At 53.0% G+C, this 13,688-nt stretch carries 14 protein-coding genes and 1 pseudogene; 9 read left to right on the plus strand and 6 right to left on the minus strand.

The features are described 5' to 3' along the window. The first annotated feature begins 49 nt into the window (after positions 1 to 49). The 9 genes and pseudogenes from QUF14_RS00235 to QUF14_RS00275 all read left to right on the plus strand — a co-directional run bounded on the left by QUF14_RS00235 (position 50) and on the right by QUF14_RS00275 (position 6,811). The gene (locus tag QUF14_RS00235; protein WP_001287744.1) at positions 50 to 1,336 is read left to right on the plus strand and encodes an FAD-dependent oxidoreductase; all 1,287 of its coding nucleotides are present in this window, start codon (positions 50 to 52) and stop codon (positions 1,334 to 1,336) included. After that, positions 1,333 to 1,620 carry a ferredoxin-like protein FixX gene (gene fixX, locus QUF14_RS00240; protein ID WP_000203741.1) on the plus strand — a complete coding sequence of 96 codons (288 nt, stop codon included), beginning with the start codon at positions 1,333 to 1,335 and terminating at the stop codon, positions 1,618 to 1,620. Before QUF14_RS00235 ends, fixX begins: the two co-directional genes overlap by 4 nt. A gap of 58 nt (positions 1,621 to 1,678) precedes the next feature. After that, positions 1,679 to 3,010: an MFS transporter gene (locus QUF14_RS00245; RefSeq protein ID WP_001183187.1), complete on the plus strand. Its 1,332-nt coding sequence runs from the start codon at positions 1,679 to 1,681 to the stop codon at positions 3,008 to 3,010. A 107-nt stretch (positions 3,011 to 3,117) separates the two neighbouring features. Next, positions 3,118 to 3,648: a glutathione-regulated potassium-efflux system oxidoreductase KefF gene (kefF, locus tag QUF14_RS00250; RefSeq protein WP_000600744.1), complete on the plus strand. Its 531-nt coding sequence runs from the start codon at positions 3,118 to 3,120 to the stop codon at positions 3,646 to 3,648. Continuing rightward, positions 3,641 to 5,503, plus strand: coding sequence for a glutathione-regulated potassium-efflux system protein KefC (kefC, locus tag QUF14_RS00255; protein ID WP_000377141.1), 1,863 nt, complete (start codon positions 3,641 to 3,643; stop codon positions 5,501 to 5,503). Before kefF ends, kefC begins: the two co-directional genes overlap by 8 nt. 56 nt (positions 5,504 to 5,559) lie before the next feature. Further along, on the plus strand, positions 5,560 to 5,691 hold the full coding sequence (locus QUF14_RS00260; protein ID WP_001189995.1) for a hypothetical protein: 132 nt from the start codon (positions 5,560 to 5,562) through the stop codon (positions 5,689 to 5,691). Between the two features lie 4 nt (positions 5,692 to 5,695). After that, on the plus strand, positions 5,696 to 6,175 hold the full coding sequence (gene folA, locus QUF14_RS00265) for a type 3 dihydrofolate reductase (protein ID WP_000624375.1): 480 nt from the start codon (positions 5,696 to 5,698) through the stop codon (positions 6,173 to 6,175). A gap of 85 nt (positions 6,176 to 6,260) precedes the next feature. Further along, a complete protein-coding gene (locus tag QUF14_RS00270) occupies positions 6,261 to 6,494 on the plus strand; it encodes a type II toxin-antitoxin system CcdA family antitoxin (protein WP_000125566.1) in 234 nt (77 codons plus the stop codon). A gap of 2 nt (positions 6,495 to 6,496) precedes the next feature. Next, positions 6,497 to 6,811 (plus strand): annotated as a pseudogene (locus QUF14_RS00275) (CcdB family protein). On the opposite strand, the gene apaH reads toward QUF14_RS00275, so the two are convergent. The 6 genes from apaH to lptD are packed head-to-tail and all read right to left on the minus strand — an operon-like array spanning position 6,808 to position 13,543. Next, the gene (gene apaH, locus QUF14_RS00280; protein ID WP_000257175.1) at positions 6,808 to 7,656 is read right to left on the minus strand and encodes a bis(5'-nucleosyl)-tetraphosphatase (symmetrical) ApaH; all 849 of its coding nucleotides are present in this window, start codon (positions 7,654 to 7,656) and stop codon (positions 6,808 to 6,810) included. The pseudogene QUF14_RS00275 and the gene apaH overlap by 4 nt on opposite strands. Positions 7,657 to 7,662: 6 nt before the next feature. Continuing rightward, complete coding sequence (gene apaG, locus QUF14_RS00285) at positions 7,663 to 8,040, minus strand: Co2+/Mg2+ efflux facilitator ApaG/CorD (protein WP_000610901.1); 378 nt, start codon at positions 8,038 to 8,040, stop codon at positions 7,663 to 7,665. A gap of 2 nt (positions 8,041 to 8,042) precedes the next feature. Then, a complete protein-coding gene (gene rsmA / locus QUF14_RS00290) occupies positions 8,043 to 8,864 on the minus strand; it encodes a 16S rRNA (adenine(1518)-N(6)/adenine(1519)-N(6))-dimethyltransferase RsmA (protein WP_001065391.1) in 822 nt (273 codons plus the stop codon). Continuing rightward, positions 8,861 to 9,850: a 4-hydroxythreonine-4-phosphate dehydrogenase PdxA gene (gene pdxA, locus QUF14_RS00295; protein ID WP_000241268.1), complete on the minus strand. Its 990-nt coding sequence runs from the start codon at positions 9,848 to 9,850 to the stop codon at positions 8,861 to 8,863. The genes rsmA and pdxA overlap by 4 nt, the downstream gene beginning before the upstream one ends. Beyond that, positions 9,850 to 11,136: a peptidylprolyl isomerase SurA gene (gene surA, locus QUF14_RS00300; RefSeq protein ID WP_000800459.1), complete on the minus strand. Its 1,287-nt coding sequence runs from the start codon at positions 11,134 to 11,136 to the stop codon at positions 9,850 to 9,852. The genes pdxA and surA overlap by 1 nt, the downstream gene beginning before the upstream one ends. Before the next feature lie 52 nt (positions 11,137 to 11,188). Then, positions 11,189 to 13,543 carry an LPS assembly protein LptD gene (gene lptD, locus QUF14_RS00305; RefSeq protein ID WP_000746156.1) on the minus strand — a complete coding sequence of 785 codons (2,355 nt, stop codon included), beginning with the start codon at positions 13,541 to 13,543 and terminating at the stop codon, positions 11,189 to 11,191. Positions 13,544 to 13,688 lie beyond the last annotated feature (145 nt).

A 13,688-nucleotide genomic window follows, 5' to 3' on the forward strand; every position in this document is an offset into this window, starting at 1 on the left:
CCACTCTGGCAGGGCTGCATTTCGGCCCTGCCGCTGACAGGGAGCTCTTATGTCCGAAGATATCTTTGACGCCATCATCGTAGGTGCAGGGCTTGCCGGTTCGGTTGCCGCACTGGTGCTCGCCCGCGAAGGTGCGCAAGTGTTAGTTATCGAGCGTGGCAATTCCGCAGGTGCCAAGAACGTCACCGGCGGGCGTCTCTATGCCCACAGTCTGGAACACATTATTCCTGGTTTCGCCGAATCCGCCCCCGTAGAACGCCTGATCACCCATGAAAAACTCGCGTTTATGACGGAAAAGTCAGCGATGACTATGGACTACTGCAATGGCGACGAAACCTCGCCATCCCAGCGTTCTTACTCCGTTTTGCGCAGTAAATTTGATGCCTGGTTGATGGAGCAGGCCGAAGAGGCGGGCGCGCAGTTAATTACCGGGATTCGTGTCGATAACCTCGTACAGCGCGATGGCAAAGTTGTCGGCGTAGAAGCCGATGGCGATGTGATTGAAGCGAAAACGGTGATCCTTGCTGACGGAGTGAATTCGATCCTTGCCGAAAAGCTGGGGATGGCAAAACGCGTCAAACCGACGGATGTGGCGGTTGGCGTGAAGGAACTGATCGAGTTACCGAAGTCGGTTATCGAAGACCGTTTTCAGTTGCAGGGTAATCAGGGGGCGGCTTGCTTATTTGCGGGATCACCTACTGATGGCCTGATGGGCGGCGGCTTCCTTTATACCAATGAAAATACCCTGTCGCTGGGGCTGGTTTGCGGTCTGCATCATCTGCATGACGCAAAAAAATCGGTGCCGCAAATGCTGGAAGATTTCAAACAACATCCGGCAGTTGCACCGCTGATTGCGGGTGGCAAGCTGGTGGAATATTCCGCTCACGTAGTGCCGGAAGCAGGCATCAACATGCTGCCGGAGCTGGTCGGTGACGGCGTGTTGATTGCCGGTGATGCCGCCGGAATGTGTATGAACCTCGGTTTTACTATTCGCGGTATGGATCTGGCGATTGCCGCCGGGGAAGCTGCTGCAAAAACCGTGCTTTCAGCGATGAAAAGCGACGATTTCAGTAAGCAAAAACTGACGGAATATCGTCAGCATCTGGAGAGTGGCCCACTGCGCGATATGCGCATGTACCAGAAACTACCGACGTTCCTTGATAACCCACGCATGTTTAGCGGCTACCCGGAACTGGCGGTGGGCGTGGCGCGTGACCTGTTCACCATTGACGGCAGCGTGCCGGAACTGATGCGCAAGAAAATCCTCCGCCACGGCAAGAAAGTGGGCTTCATCAATCTGATCAAGGATGGCATGAAAGGAGTGACCGTTTTATGACTTCTCCCGTCAATGTGGACGTCAAACTGGGCGTCAATAAATTCAATGTCGATGAAGAGCATCCGCACATTGTTGTAAAGGCCGATGCGGATAAACAGGCGCTGGAGCTGCTGGTGAAAGCGTGCCCCGCAGGTCTGTATAAGAAGCAGGATGACGGCAGCGTGCGTTTCGATTACGCCGGATGTCTGGAGTGTGGCACCTGCCGAATTCTGGGGCTGGGGTCGGCGCTGGAACAGTGGGAATACCCGCGCGGCACCTTTGGTGTGGAGTTTCGTTACGGCTGATGTTGGTTTGATACGTAACGCCGTACTGACTCTCATTGTAAAAAAACAGGAATAACCCATGCAACCGTCCAGAAACTTTGACGATCTCAAATTCTCCTCAATTCACCGCCGCATTTTGCTGTGGGGAAGCGGTGGCCCGTTTCTGGATGGTTATGTACTGGTAATGATTGGCGTGGCGCTGGAGCAACTGACTCCTGCGCTAAAGCTGGACGCAGACTGGATTGGCTTGCTGGGGGCGGGAACGCTCGCCGGGCTGTTTGTCGGTACATCGCTGTTTGGCTATATCTCCGATAAAGTCGGACGGCGCAAAATGTTCCTCATTGATATCATCGCCATTGGTGTGATATCGGTAGCAACGATGTTTGTCTCATCCCCCATCGAACTACTGGTGATGCGGGTACTCATCGGCATTGTCATCGGTGCGGATTATCCCATCGCGACTTCGATGATCACCGAGTTCTCCAGCACCCGACAGCGGGCGTTTTCAATCAGCTTTATCGCCGCTATGTGGTATGTCGGCGCGACCTGCGCCGATTTGGTCGGCTATTGGCTTTATGATGTGGAAGGCGGCTGGCGCTGGATGCTGGGTAGCGCGGCGATCCCCTGTTTGTTGATTTTGATTGGTCGATTCGAACTGCCAGAATCTCCCCGCTGGTTATTACGCAAAGGGCGAGTGAAAGAGTGCGAAGAGATGATGATCAAACTGTTTGGTGAGCCGGTGGCTTTCGACGAAGAGCCGCCGCAGCAAACCCGTTTTCGCGATCTGTTTAATCGCCGCCATTTTCCTTTTGTTCTGTTTGTTGCCGCCATCTGGACCTGCCAGGTGATCCCGATGTTCGCTATTTACACCTTTGGCCCGCAAATAGTTGGTCTGCTGGGATTGGGCGTTGGCAAAAACGCGGCACTGGGGAACGTGGTGATTAGCCTGTTCTTTATGCTCGGCTGTATTCCGCCGATGCTGTGGCTAAACACTGCCGGACGGCGTCCGTTGTTGATTGGCAGCTTTGCCATGATGACGCTGGCGTTGGCGGTTTTGGGGCTGATCCCGGATATGGGGATCTGGCTGGTAGTGATGGCATTTGCGGTGTATGCCTTTTTCTCTGGCGGGCCAGGTAATTTGCAGTGGCTCTATCCTAATGAACTCTTCCCGACGGATATCCGCGCCTCTGCTGTGGGCGTTATTATGTCCTTAAGCCGTATTGGCACCATTGTTTCAACCTGGGCGCTGCCGATCTTTATCAATAATTACGGCATCAGTAACACGATGCTGATGGGAGCAGGTATCTCGCTGTTTGGTTTGTTGATTTCCATTGCGTTTGCGCCAGAGACACGGGGGATGTCGCTGGCCCAGACCAGCAATATGACGATTCGCAGGCAACGAATGGGGTAATTTATTCAGATTTCTGCCTTTTTTGAATCAATATTATTGACTATTAGCTGCGTGAATATGTGACTACACTTTGTGGGAAAACAAAGGCGTAAACACGCGAGTTAACTATGATCCTCATAATTTATGCGCATCCGTATCCGCATCATTCTCATGCGAATAAACGGATGCTTGAACAGGCAAGGACGCTGGAAGGCGTCGAAGTTCGCTCTCTTTATCAACTCTATCCTGACTTCAATATCGATATTGCTGCCGAGCAGGAGGCGTTGTCTCGCGCCGACCTGATCGTCTGGCAGCACCCGATGCAGTGGTACAGCATTCCTCCGCTCCTTAAACTTTGGATCGATAAAGTCTTCTCGCACGGCTGGGCTTACGGTCACGGCGGCACGGCACTGCATGATAAACATTTGCTGTGGGCGGTGACGACCGGCGGCGGGGAAAGCCATTTTGAGATTGGTGCACATCCGGGCTTTGATGTGCTGTCGCAGCCGCTACAGGCGACGGCAATCTACTGCGGGCTGAACTGGCTGCCACCGTTTGCCATGCACTGTACCTTTATTTGTGACGACGAAACCCTCGAAGGGCAGGCGCGTCACTATAAGCAACGTCTGCTGGAATGGCAGGAGGCACATCATGGATAGCCATACGCTGATTCAGGCGCTGATTTATCTCGGTTCGGCGGCGCTGATTGTACCCATTGCGGTACGTCTTGGTCTGGGATCGGTACTTGGCTACCTGATCGCCGGCTGCATTATTGGCCCGTGGGGGCTGCGACTGGTGACCGATGCCGAATCTATTCTGCACTTTGCCGAGATCGGCGTGGTGCTGATGCTGTTTATTATCGGCCTCGAACTCGATCCACAAAGGCTGTGGAAGTTGCGTGCGGCAGTGTTTGGTGGTGGTGCATTACAGATGGTGGTTTGCGGCGGCCTGCTGGGGCTGTTCTGCATGTTCCTTGGTCTGCGCTGGCAGGTAGCGGAACTGATCGGCATGACACTGGCGCTCTCATCAACGGCAATTGCCATGCAGGCGATGAATGAACGCAACCTGATGGTGACACAAATGGGCCGTAGCGCCTTTGCGGTGCTGCTGTTCCAGGATATCGCCGCGATCCCGCTGGTAGCGATGATCCCGCTACTGGCGGCGAGCAGTGCCTCGACGACGATGGGCGCATTTGCTCTCTCGGCGTTAAAAGTGGCGGGTGCACTGGTGCTGGTGGTACTGCTGGGGCGCTATGTCACGCGTCCGGCGCTGCGTTTTGTTGCCCGCTCTGGCTTGCGGGAAGTGTTTAGTGCCGTGGCGTTATTCCTCGTGTTTGGCTTTGGTTTGCTGCTGGAAGAGGTCGGCTTGTCGATGGCGATGGGGGCGTTTCTGGCGGGCGTACTGCTGGCAAGCTCGGAATACCGCCATGCGTTGGAAAGCGATATCGAGCCATTTAAAGGTTTGCTGTTGGGGCTGTTTTTCATCGGTGTTGGCATGTCGATAGACTTTGGCACGCTGATTGAAAACCCATTGCGCATTGTCATTTTGCTGCTCGGTTTCCTCATCATCAAAATCGCCATGCTGTGGCTGATTGCCCGACCGTTGCAGGTGCCAAATAAACAGCGTCGCTGGTTTGCGGTGTTATTAGGACAGGGCAGTGAGTTTGCCTTTGTAGTATTTGGTGCGGCGCAGATGGCGAATGTGCTGGAGCCGGAGTGGGCGAAATCGCTGACCCTGGCGGTGGCGCTGTCGATGGCAGCAACGCCGATTCTGCTGGTGATCCTCAATCGCCTTGAGCAATCTTCTACTGAAGAGGCGCGTGAAGCCGATGAGATCGACGAAGAACAGCCGCGGGTAATCATTGCCGGATTCGGTCGTTTTGGGCAGATCACCGGACGTTTACTGCTCTCCAGCGGGGTGAAAATGGTGGTACTCGATCACGATCCGGACCATATCGAAACGCTGCGAAAATTCGGCATGAAAGTGTTTTACGGCGATGCCACGCGGATGGATTTACTGGAATCTGCCGGAGCGGCGAAAGCGGAAGTGCTGATTAACGCCATTGACGATCCTCAAACCAACCTGCAACTGACGGAGATGGTGAAAGAACATTTCCCGCATCTGCAGATTATTGCCCGCGCCCGCGATGTCGATCACTACATTCGTTTGCGTCAGGCAGGCGTTGAAAAGCCAGAGCGTGAAACCTTTGAAGGGGCACTGAAAACCGGGCGTCTGGCGCTGGAAAGTTTAGGTCTGGGGCCGTATGAAGCGCGGGAGCGTGCAGATGTATTCCGCCGCTTTAATATTCAGATGGTGGAAGAGATGGCAGTAGTTGAGAACGACACCAAAGCCCGCGCAGCGGTCTATAAACGCACCAGTGCGATGTTAAGTGAGATCATTACCGAAGACCGCGAACATCTGTCATTAATTCAACGACATGGCTGGCAGGGCACCGAAGAAGGTAAACATACCGGCAACATAGCGGATGAACCGGAAACGAAACCCTCATCCTAATAAAGAGTGACGTAAATCACACTTTACAGCTAACTGATTGTTTTTGTTTCATTGTAATGCAGCGAGTCCACGAAGAGAGCGTGGACTCGCCAGCAGAACGTAAAATTTTCCTCAACATCATCCTTGCGCCAGTCGACGAAGGTTTACGCTTTACGTATAGTGGCGACAATTTTTTATATCCAGGATAAATCAATGATTAGTCTGATTGCGGCGTTAGCGGTAGATCGCGTTATCGGCATGGAAAACGCCATGCCGTGGAACCTGCCTGCCGATCTCGCCTGGTTTAAACGCAACACCTTAAATAAACCCGTGATTATGGGCCGCCATACCTGGGAATCCATCGGTCGTCCGCTGCCAGGACGCAAAAATATTATCCTCAGCAGTCAACCGGGTACGGATGATCGCGTAACGTGGGTGAAGTCGGTGGATGAAGCCATCGCGGCGTGTGGTGACGTACCAGAAATCATGGTGATTGGCGGTGGTCGCGTTTATGAGCAGTTCCTGCCAAAAGCGCAAAAACTGTATCTGACGCATATCGACGCAGAAGTGGAAGGCGACACCCATTTCCCGGATTACGAGCCGGATGACTGGGAATCGGTATTCAGCGAATTCCACGACGCTGATGCGCAGAACTCTCACAGCTATTGCTTTGAGATTCTGGAGCGGCGGTAAGTTTGTATATTAGAATTCCGGCATCACTGATACGTGCAGATATCCGTGCATACTAGACGTATAAATTGTACAGGAGCACGATATCATGACTGCAAAACGTACCACACAAAGTGTGACCGTCACCGTCGACCGTGAGTTAGTCAATCGCGCTCGTGATGCAGGCTTAAATATGAGCGCCACCCTTACGGTTGCGCTCAATGCTGAACTTAAAAAACATGCAGCAACACGTTGGCGTGAAGAGAACGCAGAAGCTATCGCTGCGTTAAATCAATTGGCTGATGAAACCGGATGTTTCTCTGATGAGTACCGGAGCTTCTAGCGATGCAATTTACGGTATACCGCAGTCGCGGCAGGAACGCCGCGTTGCCCTTTGTTATCGATGTTACCAGCGACATTATTGGTGAGATTAATCGCCGTATCGTTATTCCATGAACACCTATTGAACGATTTAGCCATATTCGCCCACCAGAACGGCTTAACCCAATCCTTTTACTGGTATATGGCAAAGAATATGTGCTCATGACGCATGAGACTGCAACTGTTCCAGTTAACGCGCTGGGAACGAAATTTTGCGATGCCAGCGCGCACCGAACGTTGATTAAAGGAGCATTAGATTTTATGCTCGACGGGATTTAAGACGCGGCCGCCTCTCCCTCACCCATATCTTTATGCCGGTTCGACGGCTGGACAAAATACTGTTTATCTTCCCAGCGCAGGCAGGTTAATGTACCACCCCAGCAGCAGCCAGTATCCAGCGCGTAAATACCTTCCGGCGTACCTTTGCCTTCCAGCGATGCCCAGTGACCAAAGGCGATGCTGTATTCTTCAGCGACAGGGCCAGGAATCGCAAACCACGGTTTCAGTGGGGCAGGGGCCTCTTCCGGCGATTCTTTACTGTACATATCCAGTTGACCGTTCGGGAAGCAAAAACGCATACGGGTAAAGGCGTTGGTGATAAACCGCAGTCTTCCCAGCCCCCGCAATTCCGGTGACCAGTTATTTGGCATATCGCCGTACATGGCATCAAGAAAGAAGGGATAGGAGTCACTCGACAGCACCGCTTCTACATCGCGCGCGCACTCTTTGGCGGTCTGCAGATCCCACTGCGGCGTGATCCCTGCGTGGGCCATCACCAGCTTTTTCTCTTCGTCGATTTGCAGCAAAGGCTGGCGACGCAGCCAGTTAAGCAGCTCGTCGGCGTCAGGCGCTTCCAGCAGCGCTGTCAGGCGATCTTTCGGTTTATTGCGGCTGATCCCGGCAAATACCGCCAGCAGATGCAGATCGTGATTGCCCAGCACCAGACGTACGCTGTCGCCTAAGGATTTCACATAGCGCAGAACATCCAGCGAACCTGGGCCGCGCGCAACCAGATCGCCTGTTAGCCAGAGGGTATCTTTCCCAGGGGTAAATTCTACTTTATGCAGCAATGCGATCAGTTCATCGTAACAACCATGAACGTCGCCAATAAGGTATGTCGCCATATTCTTTTAATGAATGAGTGTGGGAACGGCGAGTCGGAATACGGGAATGTCGATGCTGAAAGGGACGCCATTTTCATCGATCATTTCGTAGTGACCCTGCATGGTGCCCAGCGGGGTTTCAATGATTGCACCGCTGGTGTACTGGTACTCTTCGCCAGGCGCGATAAGTGGCTGAACGCCAACCACTCCTTCGCCCTGGACTTCGGTTTCACGGCCATTGCCATTGGTGATCAGCCAGTAACGCCCCAACAACTGAACTGGCGCTCGCCCCAGATTGCGTATGGTTACGGTATAAGCAAAAACGTAACGTTCATTATCAGGTGAAGATTGTGCCTCAATGTAGACGCTTTGAACCTGAATACACACTCGGGGCGAATTGATCATCGTTAACTCTCCTGCAAAGGCGCGTTCTCCGCCAGATAGTTCGCCATCTGGCAATATTGCGCGACAGAGATATTTTCCGCTCGCATCGCCGGGTCGATCCCCATTCCCGTTAACACCTCGACGCTAAACAGGTTGCCGAGGCTGTTACGAATGGTTTTACGACGCTGGTTAAAGGCTTCGGTGGTGATGCGGCTCAACACGCGAACATCTTTGACCGGGTGAGGCATCGTTGCATGAGGAACCAGGCGCACGACGGCGGAATCCACTTTGGGTGGTGGTGTAAAGGCTGACGGCGGAACTTCCAGCACCGGGATCACGTTGCAATAGTATTGCGCCATGACGCTTAATCGACCATACGCCTTGCTGTTCGGTCCTGCAACCAGACGATTCACCACCTCTTTTTGCAACATAAAGTGCATGTCGGCAATGGCATCAGTATAGCTAAACAGATGGAACATCAACGGCGTGGAGATGTTATAAGGCAGGTTGCCGAAAACACGCAGCGGCTGTCCCATTTTCGTAGCCAGTTCGCCAAAGTTAAAGGTCATCGCATCCTGCTGATAAATAGTCAGTTTCGGGCCTAAGAATGGATGCGTTTGCAGACGTGCCGCCAGATCGCGGTCAAGTTCGATGACCGTCAGCTGGTCCAGGCGTTCGCCGACCGGTTCGGTCAATGCCGCCAGACCGGGGCCGATTTCGACCATCGCCTGGCCCTTCTGCGGGTTAATGGCAGAAACAATGCTGTCGATCACGAACTGATCGTTAAGAAAGTTTTGCCCGAAGCGTTTACGGGCTAAGTGGCCCTGGTGGACTCGATTATTCATTGGGTGTTAACAATCATTTTGATGGCGAGATTAAGCGCCGTAATAAAACTGCCGACATCGGCTTTGCCACGTCCCGCCAGTTCAAGCGCGGTGCCGTGGTCCACTGATGTGCGAATAAAGGGCAGGCCCAGCGTAATGTTCACACCGCGCCCGAAGCCCTGGTATTTTAGCACGGGAAGACCCTGATCGTGGTACATCGCCAGCACGGCGTCGGCGTTATCGAGATATTTCGGCTGAAACAGGGTATCGGCAGGCAGCGGCCCGTTAAGTTTCATCCCCTGCCCCCGTAACTCGTCGAGCACCGGAATGATAGTGTCTATCTCTTCCGTACCCATATGACCGCCTTCGCCCGCGTGCGGATTCAGCCCGCAGACCAGAATGCGCGGTTCGGCAATACCAAATTTGGTCCGCAAATCGTGATGCAAAATAGCAATGACTTCGTGCAAAAGCGCAGGGGTGATGGCGTCCGCAATATCGCGCAGCGGTAAATGCGTCGTTGCCAGCGCCACGCGAAGTTCTTCGGTTGCCAGCATCATCACCACTTTTTTTGCCTGCGAGCGCTCTTCGAAAAACTCGGTATGACCGGTAAATGGAATGCCAGCGTCGTTAATGACGCCTTTATGCACGGGGCCTGTGATCAGCGCAGCAAATTCACCGTTCAGACAGCCATCACACGCTCGCGCCAGCGTCTCCACCACATAATGCCCATTTTCAACCGCTAACTGCCCCGCAGTGACAGATTCACGTAGCGCGACAGGAAGTAGCGTTAATGTGCCCGCAGTTTGCGGTTGTGCAGGGGAGTTGGGGGTATAAGGGCGGAGGGTGAGCGGCAAACCGAGCATCGCTGCCCGGTCGGTAAGAAGAGTGGCATCGGCACAAACAACCAGTTCGACCGGCCACTCACGCTGTGCAAGCTGGACAACTAAGTCCGGGCCAATCCCGGCGGGTTCGCCGGGAGTGATCACAACACGTTGGGTTTTAACCATTAGTTGCTCAGGATTTTAACGTAGGCGCTGGCACGTTGTTCCTGCATCCAGCTTGCTGCTTCTTCCGAGAACTTACGGTTCATCAGCATGCGGTACGCACGATCTTTCTGCGCAGCGTCGGTTTTATCGACATTACGGGTATCCAGCAGCTCGATTAAATGCCAGCCGAATGAAGAGTGAACCGGTACACTCATTTGACCTTTGTTCAGGCGGGTCAGCGCATCACGGAAGGCTGGATCGAAAATATCTGGTGTAGCCCAGCCGAGATCGCCGCCCTGGTTAGCAGAGCCTGGATCCTGAGAAAACTCTTTCGCTGCAGCGGCAAAAGTCGTTTTACCACTCTTGATATCGGCAGCAATTTGCTCCAGTTTCACGCGGGCCTGTTCGTCGGTCATGATCGGCGACGGTTTCAGCAGAATATGGCGAGCATGAACTTCGGTCACCGAGATGTTTTTGCTTTCACCGCGCAGGTCGTTAACTTTCAGAATATGGAAGCCAACGCCGGAACGAATCGGGCCAACAATGTCGCCTTTCTTCGCGGTGCTTAATGCCTGGGCGAAGATCCCCGGCAGCTCCTGAATGCGACCCCAGCCCATCTGGCCGCCGTTCAGCGCCTGCTGGTCGGCAGAGTGAGCAATCGCCAGTTTACCGAAATCAGCGCCATTACGCGCCTGATCGACAATGGCACGCGCCTGGCTTTCCGCTTCGTTCACCTGATCAGAGGTCGGGTTTTCTGGCAGCGGAATCAGGATGTGGCTCAGGTTCAGCTCAGTGCTGGCATCGTTTTGGTTACCCACCTGCTGCGCCAGGGATTCAACTTCCTGCGGCAGGATAGTGATGCGACGACGCACTTCGTTGTTACGCACTTCAGAGATAATCATCTCTTTGCGGATCTGGTTACGATAGGTGTTGTAGTTCAGCCCATCGTAAGCCAGACGGCTGCGCATCTGATCCAGCGTCATGTTGTTTTGCTTCGCGATGTTAGCAATCGCCTGATCGAGCTGCTCATCGGAGATTTTCACTCCCATTTTCTGCCCCATCTGCAGGATGATTTGATCCATGATCAAACGTTCCATGATTTGGTGGCGCAGCGTCGCGTCATCAGGAAGTTGCTGCCTTGCCTGGGCAGCGTTTAGTTTTACCGACTGCATTAATCCATCAACGTCGCTTTCCAGCACGACGCCGTTATTGACGACGGCTGCGACTTTATCGACTACCTGGGGGGCAGCGAAACTGGTATTCGCGATCATGGCGATACCGAGAAGCAGCGTTTTCCAGTTCTTCATACTTTTTCCATTTCAATTAACCGCACTGCGGATTACGTGGTAAATCAACAAATCACAAAGTGTTTTGATACGGCAGAATGTTCGAACGCAGCATCTCTTGCGTACCCAGACCATAGTTGGAGCTCAGGCCGCGAAGTTCGATGTTAAAGCCGATTGCGTTGTCATATACCGCATGTTGTTTATCGTTATCCCAACCGTTCAGCTTCCGCTCGTAACCGACGCGAATCGCATAGCAGCAGGAGCTATATTGCACACCTAACATAGAGTCGGCTTGCTTGTTCGCATTGGTGTCGTAGTAGTAGGCCCCGACAATTGACCAACGATCGGCAATTGGCCAGCTGGCGACGGCACCTACCTGCGAAATACCATTCTTATACTGCTCTGCCGTGGAATAGTACTTAGGCAGCGTAGCCTGAATATATTCCGGGCTGGCGTAACGGTAGTTCAACTGCACCAGACGGTCTTCATCCCGACGGTATTCAATGCTAGAGTTACTGGTGGCTACGTTATCCAGGCGCGTGTCGTACTGAATCCCGCCACGCAACCCCCAGCGCTCGGAGATACGCCAGTAGGTATCGCCTGCCCATACCAGTGAGCCCGTTTTGTCGTCATTCTCCCATGTTATGTTGTCATCGCCAGTGCGAGACTCCGTGAAATAGTAGATTTGACCAACGGAAATATTAAAACGTTCAACGGCAGCATCATCATATATGCGAGATGTGACACCGGTCGTCACCTGGTTAGCGGAGGCAATACGGTCAAGACCGCCGTAAGTCCGGTCCCGGAACAGACCAGAATAGTCAGATTGCAGCAGAGACGAGTCGTAGTTATAGATGTCGCTCTGATCGCGATACGGCACGTATAAATACTGCGCGCGCGGTTCCAGCGTTTGGGTATAACCCGGTGCCAGCATTTCCATATCGCGTTCAAAGACCATTTTGCCGTCAACTTTGAATTGCGGCATTACGCGGTTAACGGATTCGTCCAGCTTGGTTGTGTTTCTGGAGTTATACCAGTCAAGATTAGTTTGCTGATAATGGGTTGCCAGCAACTTCGCTTCGGTATTGATGCTGCCCCAGTTATTAGAGAGCGGCAAATTGATGGTCGGTTCCAGGTGAACACGGGTTGCTTCAGGCATGTCGTCTCTGGTGTTAACAAAGTGTACTGCCTGGCCGTAAATGCGTGTATCAAACGGACCAACATCATTCTGGTAGTAGTTAACGTCTAACTGCGGTTCTGCCGAGTAGCTACTGGTGTTCTGTTCGCTGAAGACCTGGAACTGCTTGGTTGAAACGGTGGCATTGAAGTTTTGCACCGCATAGCCAACGCTGAATTTTTGCGTTGCGTAGCCGTCAGTACTGGAACCGTACTTGTTATCAAAATCATTGAAGTAGCTAGGATCGCTCACCTTGGTGTAGTCGACGTTGAAACGCCACACCTGATCCATAACCCCGGAGTGTTGCCAGTAGAACAACCAACGACGTGAACTGTCATCGTTCGGGTGTTCATCTTCATAGACTTTATCTGAAGGCAGATAGTCCAGTTCCATCAAGCCAGCGCCCGCCTGGGAGAGGTAGCGGAATTCGTTCTCCCACATGATATTGCCACGACGATGCATATAATGCGGCGTGATGGTGGCATCCATATTTGGCGCGATGTTCCAGTAATATGGAAGGTAGAACTCAAAGTAGTTGGTGGTGGTGTACTTGGCGTTCGGGATCAAGAAACCAGAGCGACGTTTGTCACCCACCGGCAACTGCAAATATGGGCTATAAAAGATCGGTACCGGACCCACCTTAAAGCGGGCGTTCCAGATTTCCGCAACTTGTTCTTCGCGGTCATGAATAATTTCGCTACCTACTACGCTCCAGGTGTCGGAACCCGGCAGACAGGAGGTAAAGCTACCGTTATCCAGAATGGTATAGCGGTTTTCACCACGTTGTTTCATCAGGTCCGCTTTACCGCGACCCTGGCGACCCACCATCTGGTAATCACCTTCCCAGACGTTGGTATCTTTGGTGTTCAGGTTCGCCCAGCCTTTCGGCCCTTTGAGGATGACCTGGTTATCGTCGTAATGGACATTACCGAGCGCATCAACGGTACGTACCGGCTCCGGTTGTCCTGGTGCCTCTTTTTGATGGAGCTGCACTTCGTCGGCCTGCAGACGGCTGTTACCCTGCATGATATCCACGCTGCCAGTAAACACGGCGTCATCCGGGTAGTCCCCTTTCGCGTGGTCAGCATTGATAGTCACGGGTAAGTCATTGGTATCGCCCTGTACCAGAGGACGGTCATAGCTTGGCACGCCCAACATGCACTGTGAGGCGAGGTCGGCTGCCAGTCCCTGTTGACTATAAAGGGCGGTGGCAATCATGGTGGCCAGGAGAGTGGGGATACGTTTTTTCATACGTTGATTTTATTGTTCCATCATCGGTAACGTTGCGCGTGACAAACGGTCAGAGACTAACGTACTCGTCATCTCTACGCTAGTGTTAATCCTGTCCGAATAGCGTCAGTGGTGTTAGGCACGGCATTGAATGACAGGTATGATA

It is taken from the genome of Escherichia sp. HH091_1A (assembly GCF_030295175.1).
GTDB classification, from domain to species: Bacteria; Pseudomonadota; Gammaproteobacteria; order Enterobacterales; family Enterobacteriaceae; genus Escherichia; species Escherichia coli_F.